Source organism: Shewanella scandinavica, from assembly GCF_031932065.1.
GTDB lineage: Bacteria > Pseudomonadota > Gammaproteobacteria > Enterobacterales > Shewanellaceae > Shewanella > Shewanella baltica.
Genome location: NZ_JAUOES010000011.1, coordinates 1 through 21348 on the forward strand (window position 1 = coordinate 1; position 21348 = coordinate 21348).

The 21348-nt window shown below is 46.9% G+C and carries 20 protein-coding genes; 9 read left to right on the forward strand and 11 right to left on the reverse strand.

Annotation, left to right across the window (positions count from 1 at the left end; translation table 11 throughout):
- Positions 1 to 341 (reverse strand): helix-turn-helix domain-containing protein (locus Q4Q50_RS22375; protein WP_371830299.1); only part of this gene is annotated, 341 nt, incomplete at its 3' end.
- Between the two features lie 287 nt (positions 342 to 628).
- Between Q4Q50_RS22375 and Q4Q50_RS11305 the strand changes: the two genes are divergently transcribed.
- On the forward strand, positions 629 to 883 hold the full coding sequence (locus Q4Q50_RS11305) for a YkgJ family cysteine cluster protein (protein ID WP_006083785.1): 255 nt from the start codon (positions 629 to 631) through the stop codon (positions 881 to 883).
- Between the two features lie 22 nt (positions 884 to 905).
- Positions 906 to 1361 (forward strand): Rrf2 family transcriptional regulator, encoded by a 456-nt coding sequence (locus Q4Q50_RS11310; RefSeq protein ID WP_006083784.1) that lies wholly within the window; start codon positions 906 to 908, stop codon positions 1359 to 1361.
- Here Q4Q50_RS11310 and Q4Q50_RS11315 read toward each other — a convergent pair.
- Genes Q4Q50_RS11315 through gpmM form a run of 4 tightly spaced genes read right to left on the reverse strand, consistent with a single transcriptional unit; the run spans position 1336 to position 6030 of the window.
- Positions 1336 to 2091 carry a divergent polysaccharide deacetylase family protein gene (locus Q4Q50_RS11315; RefSeq protein ID WP_011982004.1) on the reverse strand — a complete coding sequence of 252 codons (756 nt, stop codon included), beginning with the start codon at positions 2089 to 2091 and terminating at the stop codon, positions 1336 to 1338. The genes Q4Q50_RS11310 and Q4Q50_RS11315 overlap by 26 nt on opposite strands.
- Before the next feature lie 12 nt (positions 2092 to 2103).
- Positions 2104 to 3309 carry a S41 family peptidase gene (locus Q4Q50_RS11320; RefSeq protein WP_011848272.1) on the reverse strand — a complete coding sequence of 402 codons (1206 nt, stop codon included), beginning with the start codon at positions 3307 to 3309 and terminating at the stop codon, positions 2104 to 2106.
- Between the two features lie 32 nt (positions 3310 to 3341).
- Complete coding sequence (locus Q4Q50_RS11325) at positions 3342 to 4475, reverse strand: murein hydrolase activator EnvC family protein (RefSeq protein WP_311899367.1); 1134 nt, start codon at positions 4473 to 4475, stop codon at positions 3342 to 3344.
- Between the two features lie 10 nt (positions 4476 to 4485).
- Positions 4486 to 6030 carry a 2,3-bisphosphoglycerate-independent phosphoglycerate mutase gene (gene gpmM / locus Q4Q50_RS11330; protein WP_311899368.1) on the reverse strand — a complete coding sequence of 515 codons (1545 nt, stop codon included), beginning with the start codon at positions 6028 to 6030 and terminating at the stop codon, positions 4486 to 4488.
- 267 nt (positions 6031 to 6297) lie between these two features.
- Here gpmM and Q4Q50_RS11335 point away from each other — a divergent pair, with 267 nt between their 5' ends.
- From Q4Q50_RS11335 to Q4Q50_RS11350, 4 genes are all read left to right on the forward strand, one after another.
- Complete coding sequence (locus Q4Q50_RS11335; protein ID WP_106651729.1) at positions 6298 to 6732, forward strand: rhodanese-like domain-containing protein; 435 nt, start codon at positions 6298 to 6300, stop codon at positions 6730 to 6732.
- Positions 6733 to 7027: 295 nt separating this feature from the next.
- Positions 7028 to 7513, forward strand: a complete 486-nt coding sequence (gene secB / locus Q4Q50_RS11340; protein ID WP_006083777.1) for a protein-export chaperone SecB — start codon at positions 7028 to 7030, stop codon at positions 7511 to 7513.
- A 4-nt stretch (positions 7514 to 7517) separates the two neighbouring features.
- Entirely contained in the window at positions 7518 to 8534 is a 1017-nt protein-coding gene (gpsA, locus tag Q4Q50_RS11345) for an NAD(P)H-dependent glycerol-3-phosphate dehydrogenase (RefSeq protein WP_012196477.1), read from the forward strand.
- Between the two features lie 186 nt (positions 8535 to 8720).
- Positions 8721 to 9905: a BaiN/RdsA family NAD(P)/FAD-dependent oxidoreductase gene (locus tag Q4Q50_RS11350; RefSeq protein WP_311899369.1), complete on the forward strand. Its 1185-nt coding sequence runs from the start codon at positions 8721 to 8723 to the stop codon at positions 9903 to 9905.
- A gap of 32 nt (positions 9906 to 9937) precedes the next feature.
- Here the strand turns inward: Q4Q50_RS11350 and Q4Q50_RS11355 are convergent, their stop codons facing one another.
- Positions 9938 to 11788: a DUF7380 domain-containing protein gene (locus tag Q4Q50_RS11355; protein WP_259528820.1), complete on the reverse strand. Its 1851-nt coding sequence runs from the start codon at positions 11786 to 11788 to the stop codon at positions 9938 to 9940.
- 480 nt (positions 11789 to 12268) lie between these two features.
- On the opposite strand from Q4Q50_RS11355, the gene Q4Q50_RS11360 reads away from it, so the two are divergent.
- Positions 12269 to 13288, forward strand: coding sequence for a Fic family protein (locus Q4Q50_RS11360; RefSeq protein ID WP_311899371.1), 1020 nt, complete (start codon positions 12269 to 12271; stop codon positions 13286 to 13288).
- A 61-nt stretch (positions 13289 to 13349) separates the two neighbouring features.
- Here the strand turns inward: Q4Q50_RS11360 and Q4Q50_RS11365 are convergent, their stop codons facing one another.
- The 5 genes from Q4Q50_RS11365 to Q4Q50_RS11385 form a co-directional block, all read right to left on the reverse strand.
- A complete protein-coding gene (locus tag Q4Q50_RS11365) occupies positions 13350 to 14711 on the reverse strand; it encodes a TrkH family potassium uptake protein (protein ID WP_311899372.1) in 1362 nt (453 codons plus the stop codon).
- Between the two features lies 1 nt (position 14712).
- Positions 14713 to 15411 carry a potassium channel family protein gene (locus Q4Q50_RS11370; protein WP_311899374.1) on the reverse strand — a complete coding sequence of 233 codons (699 nt, stop codon included), beginning with the start codon at positions 15409 to 15411 and terminating at the stop codon, positions 14713 to 14715.
- Positions 15412 to 15455: 44 nt separating this feature from the next.
- Positions 15456 to 16145 (reverse strand): response regulator transcription factor, encoded by a 690-nt coding sequence (locus Q4Q50_RS11375; protein WP_011982013.1) that lies wholly within the window; start codon positions 16143 to 16145, stop codon positions 15456 to 15458.
- The gene (locus Q4Q50_RS11380; protein ID WP_311899375.1) at positions 16146 to 17192 is read right to left on the reverse strand and encodes a sensor histidine kinase; all 1047 of its coding nucleotides are present in this window, start codon (positions 17190 to 17192) and stop codon (positions 16146 to 16148) included.
- A gap of 270 nt (positions 17193 to 17462) precedes the next feature.
- The gene (locus Q4Q50_RS11385) at positions 17463 to 18386 is read right to left on the reverse strand and encodes a pirin family protein (RefSeq protein ID WP_311899376.1); all 924 of its coding nucleotides are present in this window, start codon (positions 18384 to 18386) and stop codon (positions 17463 to 17465) included.
- A gap of 526 nt (positions 18387 to 18912) precedes the next feature.
- Between Q4Q50_RS11385 and Q4Q50_RS11390 the strand changes: the two genes are divergently transcribed.
- Together Q4Q50_RS11390 and Q4Q50_RS11395 are read left to right on the forward strand one after the other, a co-directional pair.
- Positions 18913 to 20586: a sensor histidine kinase gene (locus Q4Q50_RS11390; protein WP_006083765.1), complete on the forward strand. Its 1674-nt coding sequence runs from the start codon at positions 18913 to 18915 to the stop codon at positions 20584 to 20586.
- Positions 20580 to 21311: a LytR/AlgR family response regulator transcription factor gene (locus Q4Q50_RS11395; protein WP_012586364.1), complete on the forward strand. Its 732-nt coding sequence runs from the start codon at positions 20580 to 20582 to the stop codon at positions 21309 to 21311. Before Q4Q50_RS11390 ends, Q4Q50_RS11395 begins: the two co-directional genes overlap by 7 nt.
- Positions 21312 to 21348 lie beyond the last annotated feature (37 nt).

The following is a 21348-nucleotide window of genomic DNA, read 5'->3' on the forward strand; positions in this document are numbered from 1 at the left end:
TCACTCGAGATGTATTGCTGGATGTCGGCCCCAGTGAGTCTGCCGCCCTCATCTGATTGTGCTTTGAACTCAATGTATCTGGCGAGTCTCCTTTTTTGCTCATTTGACAATGACGGCTTCTTCCCTAGGCGTGGTTTATCTTCAAGTCCTGCCAGTCCTTGCCCAAGATAGCTGGAGACCCATAAGTTGACGCTAGATCTGGCCACCTTCAACTGGCTTGCCACCTGAGTGCGGTTATGGCATTGCAAAAATAGCGATACAGCGAGCAATCGCATGCGCTTATGCGGATTTTTTTCTCTTTTGGAGAGGCTAAGCAGACTTTCAGCAGTTTCAGGTTTCATAATCCAATTTTAAGCTGTTGGGTTGCTTGCTATTAGAGCAGACTTCAATGCGGAATGGTATAACAGCATCCCTGCTTAACAGTCCAGCTCGGCATCGCTACCTCACATTCGTCGGCGTAAAATTTAAATCTCAGCCTACTTTTTGTCTAAGTTTGTCCCACTTATTTCATATTATGCCTTTCTCGCACAGAATGGCGCTTGTGCGCGACTTGGCAGTATTGACCTGTGACACTGATCTCGGACAAATTAAACGGTATAATGCCTTATGTCTTTCATGAGTAACGAAAATGAATTGTCGTCTTGGGTGTGGTGCTTGCTGTATTGCGCCTTCAATTAGCAGCGGTATTCCTGGTATGCCAAATGGTAAGGCTGCGGGTGAGCGTTGTGTGCAGCTGAGTGATGCCAATTTATGTTTGATCTTCGGCTCGCCCGATCGTCCCGCGGTTTGTAGTGATTTTGATGCATCCGAAGATGTATGTGGTCATTCGAACGAAGAGGCGCTTTGGTTGATTACCCAACTCGAAGCTCAAACCTCTCATTAAGTTTATCGCTGACAGGTGAAATATGCAGTTAACTCGTTATACCGATTTTGGCGTTCGTACCTTGATGTATTTGGCGGTTCAGCCAGACAGAACCACTTTATTTAGAATTGCTGAAATTACTCAGGTATTTGATCTGTCTCCAAATCATGTCTCTAAGATAGTGCATCATTTAGGCAAGATGGGTTACCTCGAAACCATTCGCGGTAAGATGGGCGGTTTCCGTTTGGGTAAGCCTGCGAGTGAGATTAACTTAGGTCAGTTAGTTCGGGTACTAGAAAACTCGTTGGCGCCGATTGATTGCAGCAAACCTTACTGCCGATTCACGCCTGCCTGTAAGCTGAAAGGCGTGTTAGCACAAGCAGTTGAAGCGTATTTGAATGTGCTCGATCAATATACTCTGCTGGACATTGTGAGTAATCGTGATGAGTTACTTGCTTTGTTGCCTGACATGTCTATCTCAGTGTTACAGTTGGATTAGTTCCATTTTTGTGTGCAATGCCGATGGGGAGCAAGCTTGATGCAGGTACTAGATCAATCCCCTCGGTTTTTAGTCTTTGTAGATTGGCCTTTAAGAAGCGCATGGTTTCTGGATAAGGATGGGCAATCGCCACTAGGTTACCTTGAGTCTGTGCCTGACTTATCATTAAGCTAAATTGTCTTTCGAGTGCTTTAGCACTGATATCATTGTCTAGAAACAGTTGGCGTTTTAATAACGGCACTCCTAACTGATCCGCTGTCTCTCCCGCCTTAGTGAACCTTGTTGTCATACTATCGATAAAATACAGATGCTTTTGTTTGAGGGTTTCCATCACCCACAGCATAGGATCATCGAGTTGAGTCAGTAAGCTCCCCATGTGGTTATTGGCACCTTTAGCAAAAGGAACGCTGTTAATTGCATCGACAACACTGGCGCGAATTTGTGCCTCAGTCATAGTATTGGTCAATCCACCCAAGCCTAACGCCTTACCATTAAGCGCTTGCATAGGCAGATGCAGCATGATTTCGTGGCCCTTTTTATGGCCAGCATTGGCGAGTTCTTTGCCAAGAGGTGTATGAGGCAACACTGATAATGTGACTGTGCTGGGCAGTGCCAGCACGGCTTGATCGGTATGACGATAACCTATGTCATCAATAATGAGGGCAATTTGAGCAGCATGACTTTGAGAAATGCTTAGGGCCAATAGGGCCAAGGAATAAAGTAAGCGCACAGTTTCTTCTTATTAGTCATGATGCTGTATCCATGCAATGGCTGAGGTCACTTGATGATCTTGGGCCAGAGATGCATGGGCGGATAGGGCGTCGATTATAGCCAAATTACCTGCGCCGGAACCAGTTTCTGCGGCAATTTTTATGTCTGGGACGATTCCTATATTGTGAATGTTTTCACCTCTGGGGGTATTGTACTGGGCAATGGTAAGTTTTATCGCGTTACCGTCTTCTAAGATGGGGATCAGGCTTTGTACTGTGCCTTTACCGAAACTGGTCTCACCTAACAGCTTAGCCCGACCATTTTCCTGCAGTGCGGCGGCGAGCACTTCGGATGCAGAAGCCGAGCCTTTGTTGATCAACACTAGCATGGGCACATTAGTTAGCATGGTTTGTGGTGAGGCGTAGTAGTCGGAGTTGGCATCGAAGAAGCGGCCAGAGGTTGAGACTATGCGCCCCTTGGCGAGAAATAGGTCGGCAATTTTAACCGCTTGGTCGAGCAGACCGCCGGGATTATTACGTAAATCTAAGATGAGTCCGGCGAGCGGTTTATTTTGCCATTGGCTAAGTGAACGCACCATATCTTCGGTCGAGTTTTCTTGGAAGCTACTTAATCTGACATACCCAATATTGCCATCAAGCAGTTGAGTGGTGACAGATTCGATAGTGATAGTGCTCGGCTTGAGTGACACCTCAAAGGTCGCATCGTCATTGCTGTGCTTGAGCACTAGCTTAATGCTTTGATTGCTTAGGCTATGTTTTTTTATCTCGGCAAGGATATTGGCGAGGTTAGTCTCGGTCGCCAGTGTGTCGTTGAGCTTAACGATAATGTCGCCTGCGCGTATTCCGGCTTGTTCTGCAGGGGAATGGGCGAAGGGGGCGATGATGTTGATGTGGTCATTTTGGGTTGCGACTTCGAAGCCGAAACCAAAATATTCGCCGCGATTGGAGTCTTTGAGATCGAGTAATTCTTGGTGATTCAAAAAGCTGGAATAGGGATCTAAGTGCTCAAAAATACCTTTGATTGCCGCTTGCACTAACTCTTCTTTCGAAACGGTTTTTACGTAATAAGTTTCAACGGTTTCAAGTACATCTTGCAGTAAAGGATAGTCAAAATCACTGCGATAGGACTTAGCGTTCTCTTGACTAGAGAGGCTAATGGATAGGCCCAAAGTCAGGCCTAATCCAACGCAACTGATATAGCGGATCATGTGTTTCATAGCCGTCCCCTGTGATGAGGGGACCGTTATGATTAGCGACAGTATTTCGCTGGATCGACGGCTTGCCCCTTGTGCCTTATTTCAAAGTATAGGCCAGCCTCGCTCTGTCCACCCGAACGTCCGACTAAAGCTATCGCTTCGCCGCTTTTTACCATGTCACCAGGGCTTTTTAATAGGGTTTGAGCATGGCCGTAAAGGCTCATATAACCTTTGCCATGATCGATAACCATCACTAAACCAAAACCACGTAACCAGTCGGCATAAATAACCTTACCACCTGAAACGGCTCGAATATTTTGCCCTTCTGGTGCGGATAACATAGTGCCTTTCCATACCACTTGGCCGGAACGTTGGCTGCCAAAGCTGGCACTGACGCGACCTTTAGTCGGCCATTTGAGTTTGCCACTTTGTTTACCAAAACCTTCCATCGAAGGATTGTCTTTCATGGCTCGCAGCGCTTGTTCGACCACGCGCTTTAAGCTGGCCTCTTCAATTTGTAACTGCTCCAGCTCAGCGCCCTTAGAATTTAAGGTGCGTTGCAGCTCTGTGATGGTCCGTTGACGCTGATCTTGTTCTTGGCCCAAACGTTTGGCTTGGACTTGTTGTTCGGCCACGAGTTTAGTTAATTGCTTTTGCTTACTCGTTTGCGACACCTTGATCTCATCTAGCTCGGTCAAGGTTTGCTTTAATTCGTTGATCGACTTCATCCGCGCTTTATTGAGGTATTGGTAATAGGCCAACATACGCTCGATAGTGGCAGGACTTTGCTGATTGAGCATCATCTTAGTGTAATCGTGAGTACCGGCAAGATAGGCGCTCGACAGCTGTTTCGACAGTGTCTGTTGCTGACTCACTTTTAGCGTTTCTAACTCATCTTGACGTTGTTTCAGCTCGGTCAGTTTAGTGTCGATTTGCGCTAAGCTATTTTTGGTGCTGTTGACTTTTTTGGCCGCTGACGCAATCGCTTCTTCATCGCTACGCAGCAATGACAGCAATTTTTCTCTTTGTTTACTGGTGGTTTTTAATGCGCTTTGTTGTTGGTTTATTTGCGATTGGATTGATTTCAACTCGGACTGACGCTTCTCCAAATCAGAAGCGTTGGCCGAGAAACATAACATCATAAAGCCAGCAAGAATGCTGGCTTTAACAAGGAGTCGAGTGCTCACTAGGTAACGGTTACTCTTTAATGTGGATTAAGGGCTTGCCCGTCATCTCTGCTGGAATGGCTTCGCCAATCAAGGTCAAGATGGTCGGTGCGACATCGCTGAGTTTACCACCTTCATCTATGGTCGCATCGCGGCCAACAAAGACGAAAGGTACCAGTTCACTGGTGTGGGCTGTGTGCGCCTGACCTGTGGTTTCGTCGGTCATTTGCTCGGCGTTGCCGTGGTCGGCGGTAATAATGCATTCACCACCCACTTTCGCCAGCGCATCAACTACACGGCCGATACAAGCGTCAACCGCTTCACAGGCTTTAACGGCGGCATCGAAATTACCCGTGTGGCCAACCATGTCGCCATTCGGATAGTTACAGATGATCACGTCGTACTTGGTCGACTCAATTGCCGCCACTAACTTGTCGGTCAGCTCGGCTGAACTCATCTCAGGCTGTAGATCGTAAGTCGCCACTTTAGGCGAGTTGATTAGGATGCGATCTTCACCTTCGAATGGCTCTTCTTTGCCGCCGTTGAAGAAGAAAGTCACATGGGCGTATTTCTCAGTTTCAGAGATACGCAGTTGAGTACGACCTTGTTTTTGCAGCACTTCACCTAAGGTATTTACCAAGTTTTCAGATGGATACGCGATAGGGGCTTTGATGTCGCCGGCATACTCAGTCAGAGTAACAAAGTGCATTTTCGGCACGACAGCGCGCTCGAAACCATCGAAATCTGGATTGATAAAGCTACGGGTGATTTGACGGGCACGGTCGGCACGGAAGTTCATAAATATCAGTGCATCGCCATCTTGCAAGGTGGCGACTTGGCCGTCTGCATCTGTAATTGCCGATGAAGAGACGAACTCGTCGTTCTCGTTACGCTCGTAAGCCGCTTCTAATGCAGTAACCGCATTGTCGTATTGGAATTTGGATTTGCCTTGGGTGATCAAATCGTAGGCTTGTGACACACGATCCCAACGATTATCCCTGTCCATTGCAAAGTAACGACCAATAATCGAGGCGATACGGCCATGGCCTAATGTAGTAAACAGATCATCAAAATGGCTCAAGCTGCTCTTAGCGCTGCGCGGTGGTGTATCGCGGCCGTCGAGGAAAGCGTGTAAGTAAACCTTAGTTGCGCCACGGGCAACGGCCATACGGCACATCGCTTCGATATGCTCTTCATGGCTGTGAACACCACCGGCAGAAAGCAGACCCATAATGTGCACTGCACCGCCAGCTTTAATGGCGGAGTCAACCGCATCGCACAGGGCTGGATTTTGTTCAAACTCATGATCTGCAATGGCTTTACTGATGCGAGTGAGTTCTTGATAAACCACACGGCCAGAGCCTAAGTTGATGTGGCCAACTTCAGAATTTCCCATCTGGCCATCAGGTAAGCCTACATCTAAGCCAGAACCTGAAATCAAACTATGGGGATATTGAGCGTTGAGACGGTCGAGTACCGGAGTGTTGGCGTGGAAAATCGCATTATTATGCGTGTTTTCACGGTAGCCCCAGCCATCGAGGATCAACAACGCGAGCGGACGTTTAGCTGTCGTCATAGTGATACCTTTAAGTTTTATAGAAGCGATAGAAATCTGAAATTGGTCAAATATTACTACGTTAGCTGGGTATGAAAAAGCGCTTTACCCCGATTAAGGTCATCGAATCACTAATTCGCCCGATTCTGTGAGTGGCTTGTGACAAGTGCTGGACCAATTGCGCTAAAAGTGCGATCTCGAACTGTGACTAAACTGCTGCAATCTGCCAAGGCAATCGGTATACTCTGTGCCCTTATCGAATTTTCGCCATTTATGCGGGCAATCATCATGCAAGAATATATCGAATTTTTTAAAGCTCACTCAATGCTCAGTCTGGCTTGGGTGGGATTATTTGTTGTGCTTGTTGCGAGTCTCATCAAATCGAGCATGTCAAAGATCAAAAGTATTTCTCACCAAGAACTGACGATTATGGTGAACAGACAGGACGCTAAAGTGGTTGATGTGCGCTCAAGTGATGAGTTCCGCAAGGGGCATATTGTTGATGCAATTAACGTTACGCTAGCAGATATTAAAAATAATCAGATATCTGCCCTTGAAAAGTATAAAGCGAGTCCCATTATATTGGTATGCAATGCTGGCATGACCTCGTCTCAAGCCGCTCAGCTTTTGAGTAAGCAAGGTTTTGAAAACCTGTACAACTTGAAAGGTGGTATGGGTGAATGGCAGGCAGCAAATATGCCTGTTTCAAAAAGCAAAAGATAAGTTGTCGGCGGCAGTTATGATTTAAGCTGCACTCAATCCACCGGATAGTGCAGTAATAAAGTCATCATTGTTTGGCATACTGATCCTGCGGTCGCTAAGGGCTTAATGTAAGTTTTTAGACTGGTTCGATCGATACCCGAATATGGGTGCAAGTTGGGATGATACCGAGATCTGATGCAGGCCTTGAGTAACATAAGCCCCGAGCCAATTTACGTTCAAAGATGAATTGGCTTTCAAATAATAATTGGCTTTCAACGAAAAGCCGATACAACATTGATAGGATAGGTAGGAAATTATGGCTGAAGTAGCAAACAACGAACAACAAGCCCCACAATTCAACATCCAACGTGTTTACACTAAAGATGTGTCTTTCGAAACGCCTAACAGCCCAGCTGTATTCCAAAAAGAATGGAACCCAGAAGTTAAGTTAGATTTAGACACGCGCAGCGCTAAATTAGCTGACGATGTGTATGAAGTTGTCCTGTCTTTAACGGTAACTGCACAAAACGGTGGCGATACCGCTTTCCTATGTGAAGTACAACAAGCTGGTATCTTCTCTATCACTGGTCTGACTGAGCCACAATTGGCCCATTCATTAGGTGCATACTGCCCTAACATCCTATTCCCGTATGCTCGCGAAACCGTGGGCAGCTTAGTTGGTCGTGGTACTTTCCCACAACTGAACTTAGCACCAGTTAACTTCGACGCGCTGTTTGCCCAATACGTGCAACAACGTCAAGCTGCTGCGACTGCACCAGCTGCCGAAGAAGCTAACGCTTAATTACATGAAAAACTCTGCCGATATCACGGTATTAGGGGCGGGCTCTTATGGCTCCGCCCTTGCCATTTCTTTAGCCAGCAACGGTCATAAGACCTTGTTATGGGGACACGATCCCGTCCACATGCAAACGCTCGCTCAAGACAAGTGCAACCAAGCGTTTTTGCCTGGTATTGCGTTTCCTGATTGTTTACAGATCGAAGCCGATTTAGCCAAAGCCTTAGCTGCCAGTAACAATGTGTTAGTGGTAGTACCAAGCCATGTGTTTGGTACTGTGCTTGAGCAAGCTAAACCGTTACTCCGTAGCGATGCGCGCATCGTATGGGCAACGAAAGGGCTCGAACCTGAAACCGGACGTTTGCTGCAAGATGTGGCCCGTGATGTGTTAGGTGAGCAATATCCGCTGGCGGTGTTATCTGGGCCGACCTTCGCGAAAGAATTAGCCATGGGTTTACCTACGGCCATTTCGGTCGCGGGTACTTGTCCTACATTCACCAACGATCTCGTCGAGCTGTTACACAGCCCTAAACGTTTGCGGGTTTACGCCAACGACGACTTTACCGGACTGCAACTTGGCGGCGCGGTAAAGAACGTGATCGCTATTGGTGCGGGCATGTCTGACGGTATCGGCTTTGGTGCCAATGCCAGAACAGCCCTGATCACCCGTGGTTTAGTTGAATTGACGCGTTTAGGCGAAGCCTTAGGGGCCAATGCGGCCACTTTTATGGGAATGGCGGGGTTAGGCGACTTAGTGTTGACCTGTACCGACAACCAATCCCGTAACCGTCGTTTCGGTTTAGCGTTAGGTAAAGGCTGTGATGTGATGACAGCACAGGCTGAAATCGGCCAAGTGGTTGAAGGTTATCGCAATACCAAAGAAGTGTTTACGCTTGCGAAACGCCTTGGGGTTGAAATGCCAATCACTGAGCAGATTTACCAAGTCTTGTACCAAGGTAAATCGCCCGTCGATGCTGCGAAAGAATTGCTCAGCAGAGAAAAGAAATCAGAAACGCCCGCGCAATAAACCGCGAGCCGTGATGATGCTGAATAAAGGAAAGGGTGCTAAAATAGCGCCCTTTTTTGTGCCTAACGTTTGAGCTTATCTTTGCTCCGTTTAGGAACTGCATAACAGGCTTCTAAAGGTTCGCGAGTCAGCAAACTGCCTGTTGGCAGCCCAATATTAATCAATTTATCTGTGTGGAGTAAGAGCGTGAAACATCATGATGTCATTATTATCGGAGCCGGCGCCGCGGGATTGATGTGTGCAGCGACCGCGGGTTACCGAGGCCGTGATGTACTCGTACTCGACAATGCCAAGCAAGCCGGGCGTAAAATCCTCATCAGCGGCGGCGGGCGTTGTAACTTCACTAACCTTAAAGTCGAGCCCGCTAACTTCCTCTGTGGTAATCCCCACTTTGTTAAGTCGGCACTCGCGCGTTATCCCTCGCAGCAGTTTATTGAACTGGTCGAGCGCCACGGTATTGAATATCACGTACGCGATCACGGCCAATTGTTCTGCAATGACTCGGCTAAAGAGATAGTCACTATGCTATTGACCGAGTGTGAATGGGCAGGCGTGACCATTAAGCTGCGCACCGATATTCTTGCCGTTAAAAAAACCGAGGCAGGGCGCTTTGAGCTCAACACCTCTAACGGCGAACTGAGCTGCGACTCACTGGTTATCGCCACGGGTGGCTTATCCATGCCTAAACTCGGCGCCACGCCTTACGGTTATCAACTGGCCGAGCAGTTTGGCCTCAAAGTATTGCCAACTCACGCGGGTTTAGTGCCTTTTACATGGCACAGTGAAGATAAAATTCGCTTCGAACCTTTGTCGGGCATAGCCGTGCCGAGCCGCATTACCGCCAAAGATGGCACTGCGTTTAGCGAAGCGCTGTTATTCACTCACCGCGGCTTATCTGGCCCTGCAGTGTTGCAGATTTCCAACTATTGGAAAGCGGGCGAAACCATAGAAATCGATCTCTTGCCTAATATGGATTTGGCGCAATTGCTAGAGCAGCAGCTCACTGCCCATCCTAAGCAAAGCCTGCGCAACACTCTCAGCCAATGGTTGCCTAAACGTTTGGTCGAAGTGCTATTCGATGAAGCCTTGTTAAACAAAGCCTTAAATCAGCTAGTGCACGCCGAGCGCGCTAAGCTGGTGGATGATCTCCACCGCTGGACAGTATTGATGAACGGCACCGAAGGCTACCGCACCGCCGAAGTGACCTTAGGTGGTATTGATAGTAATGAGCTGTCATCTAAAACCATGGAAGCCAGCAAAGTCGCAGGACTCTACTTTATCGGCGAAGTCATGGACGTAAGTGGTTGGTTAGGCGGGTTTAATTTTCAATGGGCCTGGGCATCCGGCGTCGCCGCAGGACAAGCGGTTTAGTTTGTTGTAGCTATGTGCAGTAGTATTTTTATTTACCATTTAGCTACTTTTTTAAGTTCTTCTGGTTGATAGCGCTCTTTCCACTGTCTTGCATGTGGAACCATTACAATGTGGAGTATAAGCCACCAAAAGAACTTTGGAGCTACACCCCAGTAGGTTGATGCTGGTACATAACCATGAGATAACTGATTTCTCAGGTCGCCATAAATTTTATCAAGTAATATGACTTGTAAATTCGTCGTTAGATCGGTACCTAATGTATCGATAATTGCTTCATGTCCCAATAAAACTTTAATACCGTTTCGCTCTTGTGAACCATCTCCATGTAACGTCGATGGCTCTTCTCCTTTCTGACGAGCAAGATAGCGTAGAGAGTTCTCTATTTGTGGTACTAGCAAATGACAAGCGGTCATAAAATCCCTATTAAAACCAGCCAATAAGCCTTTCACAAAGAATTCTTCATGACCATATGGAATGAATGGATGGTTAGAGCATATTTGTTCTATTGCATCCTTTGTAACTACATACTTGGTTGTAACCTCATTAAGAGCAGGAATAATTCTTCCTTGTACAGATAACTGATGCTCAATACCAATATTGCGCATCATAACACTCCAACAACGTAGGCCATTTTCATCATCATCAATTCCAAGACCTGCAGGAATTAGTGCTGTAGTTATGCCTTCATGATCAAGATGAGTTGTACCGAAGATCCACGCAAAACTAGATTTCATTTGTTCGGTCGCATGTTCTCGCAACTGCTCAATATTTGATGGTCTAGTGATAGTTCCCAGTCTGAAAAGGGCATCAAACAAATCGATACTTTGCATACTTGCAATGGCATTATTCACAATTTCACTAATATCTTCCCCTTCTGTAACAATAAGACCAAGTTCGTGCAAAGACTCAATTTGCTGTTCCCTCATTTCTTCATACAGTGCTAGTCGTCGTTCTTTTGTCCCTGGTACTTTAGACAAAGCATCAATGGCTTTTAGCAAGCGACCAGCAGCAATCATTCCTTGTTGATGATGCTTTGCAGCTTTTACATGACAATCTGATATAGACTGCCAAATACCAATTTGTTTGATTTTATCTCGCATTGACACCGCTGCATCGAGTGCTATTTCATTAGAGTTTATGGAGAGATCATAATTACCTTTTTCGAACTGTATTCTAGCTAGTTCAAGGGCTTGTTGATAAATCCACTCATTCTCTTTGATGCTAAACTCAAGACACAGAGTTAGTAAGCGCTGTGAGTAAAAGCATTGTTCGACGTCTTTGCTCGTTTCAAATTGCTCTAGGAGAAATTGCGACACACTTTCAAATAATTCAGGACGTTGATTAGCTCTTTGGAACATGCTGCTCAAGCGAAGTGCTCGCTCAATTCGTTCGTATGGTAAAAACCATGATTCAGATTCTTCGGTCAGTTTCTTAGCAGATTCTAAGTAAGCCTCTATCGCTATATAAGCATGCTCAACAGTTCCTGACTTTGTAATCCAAACTATATCGGCTAGCCGTGCACGTAGCTCATGGCTTTCAACCACTGGACAGAAATCTTTCAGTGCCATCAGCGATTCTTGATTAAAGTCACTTGCTACCACACCTCTGCGGTCTTCAAAGATAAATTTGGGTTGAAACGGTACCCTAGGATCTTTGGGATTAAAGTGCATTGAACATACCGCGGCTAAAAAACGAGCTGGAACGTTTTCTTTTTGAGCTGCTAGTGCAGACTCAATATTTTGGTATGAATTTTCTTTAACTTCCGACAGTATTTCAGCAAGATCTAATTGTTGTAACTCTTCGAAAGTAATAATTGTTTCATGTAGTGACATCAGCGCCCCAATATGAGTTTTAATGAGATTAAATAAAGCCAGCGATAACATAAACTACAACACCTACGGAATTATCACCAAACGTATTTCTGCTAAGGTCTAAAAGTTGTGCTTTAGTTTTATTTTCTTTACAAGTAGTTATGTTTACGTGGTTATTTGATGTTGTGCTATCGCGAATTTGGTTTTTTCACCCTTGGATTGACGAGGGAGTAGGCGATCATCAGTGGCTGAGGCTACCCATGAACATCCTAAATTAAGACGCTGCAGCGATTACATAACCATAACATTGCACAAATCGGCTGATTTTTAAGTATTCGTCAGTGGTTAACAAACTTATCAATGAGTTGAACTACATAGATGTAATATATAGAAAACTTGAAAAACTATACATGTTTTCTCTGTCATGTATAATTTTTTAGGAAAACTATACATATTGAATCTCTTCAGTATAAAAAAGAGTGAAATTTATCTATGTTAGACTCGCTTTCCTTGCTTCCTCTTCCCAACATTGAGCTGTGGGAAACTCGTTCGGTGCTAAAAAAAACCGCCGAAGCGCATCGCTATTTGGCAGAACTTAAAGGTGTCGCTGCCAGCATTCCAAACGAAGCTATTTTAATCAATACGTTGGCACTACAAGAGGCAAAAGACAGTTCAGAGGTTGAGAATATCGTCACTACGCACGATGAGCTTTATAAGGCCAATTTATTTGAAGAGGCCATTACTAACCCTTCCACCAAAGAAGTCCAAGATTATGCCTTTGCTTTAAAGCAAGGGTTTCATATTGCACGGCAAAACAAAGTAATTCGTCTCAGCGATATTCTTGCGATACAACAAAATCTAGAGCACAACAACGCAGGGCTGCGCAAGTTACCGGGCACTGATCTTAAGAATGCTCGAACGGGTGAGGTCATTTATATCCCACCACAGCATGCTGATGACATTGCTGAACTCATGGACAATCTTATTCAGTTTATCAACAATGACGACCTGTGTGATGCCGATCCGTTAGTAAAAATGGCCATTATTCATCATCAATTTGAAAGTATTCACCCCTTCTATGACGGTAATGGTCGAACGGGGCGGATATTGAATATTCTGTATTTGGTCATTAAAGATTTACTTAACTTGCCAGTCTTGTATTTAAGCCGTTTTATTATTCAGCATAAGGCTGACTATTACGCAAACTTGCAAGCGGTAAGAGATACAGGTAACTGGGAGCCGTGGCTGCTGTTTATGCTTGATGGCATTATCGACACTGCGCAAAATACCATTTCACTGATCACTGAAATGAAAACGCTAATGACTAACGTCAAACAAGGTATCCGTGAACAGCTGCCCAAAATCTATAGCCAAGATTTACTCAACAATTTATTTAATCATCCCTATACCAAAATTGACTTTTTAGTCGAAGAATTAGGGGTGACGCGTATTACTGCCACAAAATATTTAGAGCAACTGGTCGAGTGCGGTTTTTTAACGAAACAAAAAGTGGGGCGCGCTAATTATTACATTAACGCCCCGCTGTGCCAGTTGTTGATCGCCCACAGCTAAGCTGAGTTAAACCAATAGCAGCACTGACTATTTTTCAGTGCCTGCCTTCCAACTAATTTCTTTATCCAATCGCCAGTTTGGTTTCTGCGTAGCGCAGTTTTTTCACCCTTGGATTCGCGAGGAAATAGGCGAGCATCAGGGGGCCGAGGCGACCCATGAACATCATAAAGATGATGATGGCTTGGCCTAGGCTAGTTAAGTTACCTGTCAAACCTCGGGACAAACCGACTGTGCCCAGTGCGGATATGGCCTCGAAGACGATATCGATTAACGGCGCTTTCTCGCTTAATACCAATATGAAGATGGCCAGCCAAGATACGACCAGAGAGATGATGGTCAGCGCTAAGGCTTTGCTGACGGTATCTTTGGGGATCTCCCGTTTAAACACATAGATGGCTTCGTCGCGGCGTAAATAACCATAAGTGGCCAAAATCAGTACCATAAAGGTGACGACTTTAATGCCGCTAGCGGTACTTAATGAGCCGCCGCCGATAAACATCAGCACGAGTATGAGCAAGGTGCTGGCGTCTTCGAGTTGGTCAATCGCTAGGGTATTAAAGCCTGCGGTGCGCGGTGTAACGGCTTGAAACCATGATGCTAACCATTTACCAAGTTCGCTTAAGGGAGCCAAGGTGTTGGGGTTGTTGTACTCAATAAAGTAAATCGCAATCACGGCGACCGCGTTGATGACAATAGTGCCGGTGATCATCATGCGGCTGTAAACGCTGAGTTTTGACCAACGTTTGTTCCTACGAAGATCTATCCACACCGAAAATCCTAAACCGCCAATGATAAATAATCCTGTGATGGTTAGGTTGATCACGGGATCGGCCACATACGGCATTAGGCTGTCGGCACTGAGGGCAAAACCTGCATTATTAAAGGCGCTAATCGTATAGAAAAAACCGTGGAATAAGCTGGTTTGCCAGCCGAGCTCATGGCTCCAATGCACTGATAGAATCAGCATGCCTACGGTTTCAACCAACAGCGAAAACACAAATACGGCTTTGGCGGTTGAGACTAATGTCGATGTATCGGTTTGATTAAACGCCTCTTTTGCGACGGTTTGCTGCAAGAAGCCAATCTTACCGCCAAGGGCGATAAGGGTGACAATCGCAAAGGTCATCAAGCCTAAACCACCGCATTGAATTAACAGCGCGATTATCACTTGGCCAAAGGGCGTGAACACACTGCCAGTATCGACGACCACAAGCCCTGTTACTGTCACCGCCGAGGTGACGGTAAATAGGCTTTGCAGCCAAGTAATGGGTGACACAGTGGCGATGGGCAGTTTAAGTAAACATGTGCCGACGAGGATCAACAGAGCAAAGCTTGCACTTAAGATAAAGGGCGGAGCGCCAAAGAGTTTTTTGCCAGTTTTAGGAGTGTGCTCTAGGGTGAGCGAAGGATGCCATTGAACCACCTTACACCAACCTTGGCGCGAGCTGTTTTAACTCGGCACGGCTACCGCAAAGGAATAAGGCATCTTCTGTGTGCAAGGTAAAATCGCTATCAATCTTGCTAAATACACTTTGCTCTCGTTTGACCATTAACGGCGCGACTTTGCCCTTAGGGCTGCGTTGCACGTTGATTTGCTCATCAGTGTTTTTCTCTTGCAAGCTCCCCAGCAGTTGGCCAACTGTGACTTGATGCAAATGGGCTTTAATATGGATTTCAACAATATAGAGCCCGTCGCCGATAGCGAGAAAGTTATTAACCATAGGGTAGTTTAGTGACTGGGCGACGCGGACCCCCATATCTTCTTCAGGGTGGATAATCCGAGTAACATCGAGTTTAGACAATATGGTGTGGTGCGCCTTATTGCTGGCTTTAACCCAAATATTTTGCACGCCGAGATTTTTCAGTGCCAGTGTGCACAGCAGGCTCGATTGCATATCAAAACCGATAGCGACAATCACAACTTCGCTACTGGCAAGATCGAGTTCCCTTAGCGACGCCTCATCTGCGCAATCGCAAATTACGGCTTCGGTAAGAACTTCTACATATTTTTCAACAGCTTTATGGTCATTATCGACACCAGTGACCGTATGACCTAAGTGGATCAGTTCTCGGCTAACAGCGACGCCGAAGCGGCCTAATCCGATGACAGTAAAATGTGCCATTTCATATCCTTGTGTGGTTGAACTAAAGAGTGAGGCGAGCTGGCCTAGGGCGGGCCGAGGTCGGTGAGTCGATACCCTAAGCCAGGCTCGGTTTTGATCAGTTGCTGTTCGTCACTATCGTTAAGCTTTTTACGCAATTGGCTGACTAAAATCCGCAGATAATGGCCATCTTCTTGGTGAGTTTCGCCCCAGATATTGCGCAGCAGGTCGCTCTGTTTCAGCAATTGCCCAGGGTGGGACATTAACTGAACGAGTAGGGCAAACTCCTTTTTGGTGAGGGCGATTTCCTGCTGGTTAAGCCAGCATTGATGGCTGCTCTTTTGTAGAGTGAGTGGGCCAAATTGCAGCATATCGGCGCCGCTTGAGGTATCCACAAGGTCGCGAACCAACACCTTGATGCGAACGATTAATTCCCTGATCCCAAAGGGCTTACTCAGGTAATCGTTAGCACCTGCCTCGAGTAGGCGGATTTTTTCTTCCTCCTGATCGCGGGCGGTGAGTACTAGCACAGGGGTCTTATCCTGTTGGCGCAGCGCATGGAGTAACTCGATGCCATCACCATCGGGCAGGCCGAGGTCGAGCACGATAAGGTGCGGTTGATGGCTGCGGTACTGTTTGAGCGCCGTGGCTATGCTGGTGGCGCTTATGTATTCAAAGCCTTCCGCCTCGAGTGAGATCCGCATAAAGGTATGAATTTGCGGCTCATCATCCACGACTAACACCTTGTAAGCCATTTATACATTTTCCTTCGTTATCGGTAACGCGATGCGGATCAGACTGCCTTGAGCAACATTTTCGGCACTGAGACTCCCGTTATGGGCAATAATAATGCCTTTGGCGACAGGAAGGCCCAATCCTGCGCCGCCATCGGTAGAAGGATGTTGGCGGTAAAACAGTTCGAAAATCGCCTCCTTTTGAGATGGGGCTATGCCTTGTCCTAAGTCTTGAATATCGATGCGCAGCATATCTTGGTGGCGATAGAGATTGACTGTTACAGGTTGGCTGGTGGGTGAATAGTGCAGGGCATTGTCGAGCACATTAAAAATCGCCTGTTCAATCAAAGAGCTGCAAATCATTAATGGTGGTAGCTCTGGCTCACTGTGAATTTTGATCCTAGGTTGCGCGGTTTGAAAGCGGGCGATAGTGCGCTGTAACACTTCGCGCAGATTGGCTTCGTCTAGGTTAAATTTGAGTGCACCGTGTTGTAACTTAGTGGCCTGTAACAGGTTTTCGATATATTGATGCAGGCGATGGCTCTCGGCAGCCGCGCTATCAATCAGCTCAGTCTTTTGCGACGCACTGAGCTTAGGCATGTATTCCTTCAGGGTCGTCAGGGTGCCTATGATGGTTGAGAGCGGGGTGCGTAAGTCATGGGAAACCGACAATAAGATGCTGTTACGTAACTGAGCCTGTTCGAGTGCTGCTTGTTGGCGGCGATAAAGTTCGGCCAATTTGCTGGTGGTCAGGGCGACAAGTAAAAACACAGTTAGATTGAGAATGTCCTCAAGATTGAACATCTGTAGCGAATAGCGCGGCGTGGTAAACAGAAAATTAAAGCTGGTCGCCTCAAACACAGCCGCAAAATAGGCAAAGTTAGCGTTGCATTGTAGGGCCACAGCAACCACGGCCAATTGTAAGATCAGCAGCACGGCTATGGTGGAGCCTGCAAAATAATCGATAAAAGCACTGCTAAAAATCGCTATCACCAGCACTATGCCGGTAAAAAATGTTGGGTGCGAACGCCAGTATTGAGTCATGGGAGCCGCTATGGATGAAGTCATGGATAGAAAGACGCATATAAAGAAAGTGTCTGTACTCTAGCAAAGCCATTTTAAGATAGCGCGTAAAAAATCCGTAAAATTTATAGCCCTGTGAGTGGCTTAGCGTGCAGTTTGCTCGGGCTGTTCTCGCGCACTCATATCAAACTGCGAGCTAATAATCAGGCTTACCCCATAAACTTATGGGGTAAGCCATTCTAGGCGTGGGCCGTTATCGGATTGATGCTAATGGGCTCGCTATCAAGTATTTGCCTGCCATTCTTTAGCTGAAGATCACCAAGGTATCGGCGGTGGCACTAAGCGCTTGCCCTCATAGCCGGGCACAGTATCAAAGCGTGGAGATTTGGCTTCCCAATCGGCTTGAGCCTTAGCAATTTCGTCTTTGCTGTGGCCGACAAAGTTCCACCAAATACTGACAGGGTCGGCCAGTGGTGCGCCGCCGATTAGCAATATGCGGCAACCCGCGTCGAGTTCGACAGTGACGCTTTCGCGTAACATCCCCAGATAGGCGAGGTCGTTATTGTTGAAGCTTTGGTCATCGATGCGGAAAAAGCCTTCGAGTGGCATGAGGGCATATTCAAAACTCGGGTCGAGAGTCAGGGTGAGCTCAGTGTTTTCGGCGGCAAATAAATCCATCGCCACTATCGGCGAGAAGTGCAATGTGGGCGCCTGTTGATGCTGCCAACTGCCAATTAGTAGGGTGAAATCAACGCCCGCATCGTGCCAAGTGGGGAGTTCGGGATAGTGATTGAATCTCGGAGTTGTATCTTTATGCTCAAGCGGCAGGGCAATCCACAGCTGCGCCGCGTGCATAGTGCTATGGCCTGCGACGGATTCTTCGGTGTGGGCGATGCCGTGTCCGGCGGTCATCAAGTTAACTTGTTTAGGGCGGATCACTTGGGCGCTGCCGAGACTGTCCTTGTGCATGATTTCGCCTTCGAGCATCCAAGTAAAAGTTTGCAGCCCAATGTGCGGATGCTGGCCAACGTTTAACTCAGGGCCGTCGGTGACTGGGCCAATATGGTCGAGGAAACACCAAGGACCGATAAGACGACGCTCTTTTTGTGGGATCGCCCGTGCGACGGGAATGCCGCCAACATCACTGATTTTGGGGGAAATTCGTTGAACTTGAATGCGGCCATTTTCAATAGGGCATTCCTTAGGGCCACCATAAAACTGTGCTTGAACTTCACTCATGTTCGCTCCTTATTCCTTTGCGAGGACACACTTAGTTAGTGTTAGTCTGGCATGCTGAACTGGTTTCAGATCCCATCTTGCATTCGAGCCGAAGGTTTTAGCTTCGGGTATTCCCGTGGATTTTGCAAATCGGCGCTGTCATATGGCTGGGTAATTGAGCTGTTAAAATCGCCCTTGGATAACTCTGTTAACCCAATTCAAACGTGAATATGTGACTGAGCCCGCGTGTATGGGAGTTTTTGCTGTCCTTTACTTTAGCAAGCCTGTATTTATGTGGGGCATTAGCGTTTGATGTTTTACTCGAGCCGTAATAGCGGACGAGTTCAGGGTTAGTCTCGGTGATTTTTATCCTTCACGCGTTAAGTCAGATCTGCAAAATCGAGTCTATCTTTTATCGGTACAGGCGTTGGCGGCGACATTGCCAGCCTAAGCCGTAATCCATTCAGCGTAATGCTTAACACTAACACAGATAGAATTCACATATAGAATTAGGCTGTCACTCTGCGTGATTGATTAAGGGGAAAGCGTGCTCGAAAATCAAATGATGTTACTGGCGGTATTTGAACGGGCGGCCTTGATGCTGATGACCTTGTTCTTTTTAACCCGCACTCGACCGTTCCAGCGTTTATTCCAAAAGCGTAATCACACTCCCGCAGAGCTGGTCTCAGTGGCGGCGATATTTTGCTTATTTGCGGTGTTCAGTACCTATACCGGCATTGAGGTTGAAGGCGCGTTGGTCAACGTACGGATTATCGCGATTATTTCCGGCGGGATATTATTTGGCCCTTGGGTTGGTATTCCCGCGGGCGTGCTGTCGGGGCTGCATAGATATCTGATTGATATGGATGGTGATACCTCGATTCCGTGTTTAATCGCCAGCATTATTGCCGGTCTAATGGCTACCTGGATTTACTACAAATGCCCCAAATCTAAGTTATGGATTTATGGCATTGTGGCTGGCATGTTGTGCGAAACACTGACCATGTTGTTGATTTGGCTGCTGACAGAGCCGCACCAAGTGGGCGTTGAGATAGTGAGTCACATTGCCTATCCCATGATTGCGGGCACTGTGTGCATCGGACTGATTATTAAGCTAGTGCAAGATCTCGACGATGAGAAAGAGCTCATTGCCGCCAAACAGGCCAAGCTCGCGCTGGATATTGCCAACAAAACCTTGCCTTTCTTCCGCAAAATTGATCGCCATGCCTTAGAGCAAGTGTGTGGTGTGATCCGTAATGAAATCCACGCCGATGCCGTGGCCATTACCGATACTCGCGATGTATTAGCCTATATGGGCGTTGGCAAAGATTACTACGAGGTCGATGGTCATCAAGCGATTAGCGAGATGACTCAAAGGGCGATAGAGCTAGATCAAAACATTATTAACAATGACTTACGCCAATATCATTTATCGGATTTTCATTCGGTCATCATAATCCCGCTGCGTGAAAATGGCACTGTGAGCGGCACGCTGAAGATTTATTATCGCAATAACTATCGGATTACCAGCTCGCTGCGGGAAATGGCGGTGGGCTTGTCGCAGTTGATTTCGACCCAGATGGAAGTGTCGCGTATCGAGCAACTGCAGGAGATGACCCGCAAGGCGGAGTTTACTGCGCTGCAGAGCAAGATTAACCCGCACTTTTTGTTTAATGCCCTCAATGCGATTTCTTCTTTGATCCGTATTCGGCCACAGCAGGCGCGGGAGTTGATTGCCAATCTGGCCGATTATCTGCGCTATAACCTAGCCAAGGGCGATGAGCTGATTGATATCCAAGAGGAAGTCAAACAAGTACGCGATTATGTGGCGATCGAGCAGGCGCGCTTTGGCGACAAGCTTGAAGTGGTGTTTGATGTCGACGATGTGCATTTTTGTGTACCTTGCCTCTTGTTACAGCCGCTGGTGGAAAACGCTATTTTGCACGGCATTCAGCCGCGCAGTGCACCGGGCAGAGTGACCATAGAAGTGAAAAAACTCGATTCTGGCATTCGCGTGGCCGTGCGCGATACTGGTTATGGCATCAGCCAAGAGGTGATAGATGGCGTCGCCGCGGGTCGCATAGAAAGCAGCAGTATTGGGCTAATGAATGTGCACCAGAGGGTGAAGTTATTGTACGGCGAAGGTTTACAGCTTAAACGGCTAGAACCGGGGACTGAAGTCAGCTTTTATTTACCGGAAAATGAGGCGCAAGTATGTTAAAAGCCATCATAGTTGAAGATGAATATCTGGCCCGTGAGGAGCTGGAGTATTTAGTAAAGAGCCACAGTGAGATAGACATAGTGGCAAGCTTTGAGGATGGCTTGGAGGCCTTTAAATATCTGCAGGATCATGAGGTTGATGTGGTGTTTTTGGATATCCAAATTCCGTCCATCGATGGCCTATTGCTGGCGAAGAATCTGCATAAATCGACCCATCCACCCCATGTGGTGTTTGTGACTGCCTATAAAGAATTTGCGGTAGAAGCGTTCGAGCTCGAAGCCTTCGATTATATTCTCAAGCCTTACAATGAGCCGCGGATCATCAGCTTATTGCAGAAGATTGAACAGGTGGGACGACAAGCGCCAAAGCCGCAACATGAAGCCGCGAGTAATGCGAGTCGTACCGTGAACTTAGTCAAAGGTGAGCGGATTATCGTTACGCCCTGCGAGCAAATTTATTACGCCGAGGCCGATGAAAAACTGACTTATGTGTATACCCGCACCGACCGTTATGTGATGCAGATGACCATCAGCGAGTTTGTCAGCCGCTTGCCCGCCGAGGGCTTTTTCCGTTGCCACCGTTCCTATTGCGTCAATATCAACAAGATCCGCGAAATCGTGCCTTGGTTCAACAGTACTTACCTGATTAGGTTGCATGATTTGTCGTTCGAGGTGCCCGTTAGCCGTAGTAATATTAAGGCTTTTCGACAGCTGATGAGGCTGTAATTGTCATTCATTCCTGCAGATCTGTATTTCATGCCTT

Excerpts from the sequence above, each read along its gene's own strand:
- Q4Q50_RS11370 (WP_311899374.1), bottom strand. The coding sequence starts at position 15,411 with ATGGCACATTTTACTGTCATCGGATTAGGCCGCTTCGGCGTCGCTGTT.
- Q4Q50_RS11380 (WP_311899375.1), bottom strand. The coding sequence starts at position 17,192 with ATGACTTCATCCATAGCGGCTCCCATGACTCAATACTGGCGTTCGCAC.
- secB (WP_006083777.1), top strand. The coding sequence starts at position 7,028 with ATGGCTGAAGTAGCAAACAACGAACAACAAGCCCCACAATTCAACATC.
- Q4Q50_RS11305 (WP_006083785.1), top strand. The coding sequence starts at position 629 with ATGAATTGTCGTCTTGGGTGTGGTGCTTGCTGTATTGCGCCTTCAATT.
- gpsA (WP_012196477.1), top strand. The coding sequence starts at position 7,518 with ATGAAAAACTCTGCCGATATCACGGTATTAGGGGCGGGCTCTTATGGC.
- Q4Q50_RS11335 (WP_106651729.1), top strand. The coding sequence starts at position 6,298 with ATGCAAGAATATATCGAATTTTTTAAAGCTCACTCAATGCTCAGTCTG.
- Q4Q50_RS11395 (WP_012586364.1), top strand. The coding sequence starts at position 20,580 with ATGTTAAAAGCCATCATAGTTGAAGATGAATATCTGGCCCGTGAGGAG.
- Q4Q50_RS11310 (WP_006083784.1), top strand. The coding sequence starts at position 906 with ATGCAGTTAACTCGTTATACCGATTTTGGCGTTCGTACCTTGATGTAT.
- Q4Q50_RS11375 (WP_011982013.1), bottom strand. The coding sequence starts at position 16,145 with ATGGCTTACAAGGTGTTAGTCGTGGATGATGAGCCGCAAATTCATACC.
- gpmM (WP_311899368.1), bottom strand. The coding sequence starts at position 6,030 with ATGACGACAGCTAAACGTCCGCTCGCGTTGTTGATCCTCGATGGCTGG.
- Q4Q50_RS11320 (WP_011848272.1), bottom strand. The coding sequence starts at position 3,309 with ATGAAACACATGATCCGCTATATCAGTTGCGTTGGATTAGGCCTGACT.
- Q4Q50_RS11355 (WP_259528820.1), bottom strand. The coding sequence starts at position 11,788 with ATGTTATCGCTGGCTTTATTTAATCTCATTAAAACTCATATTGGGGCG.
- Q4Q50_RS11385 (WP_311899376.1), bottom strand. The coding sequence starts at position 18,386 with ATGAGTGAAGTTCAAGCACAGTTTTATGGTGGCCCTAAGGAATGCCCT.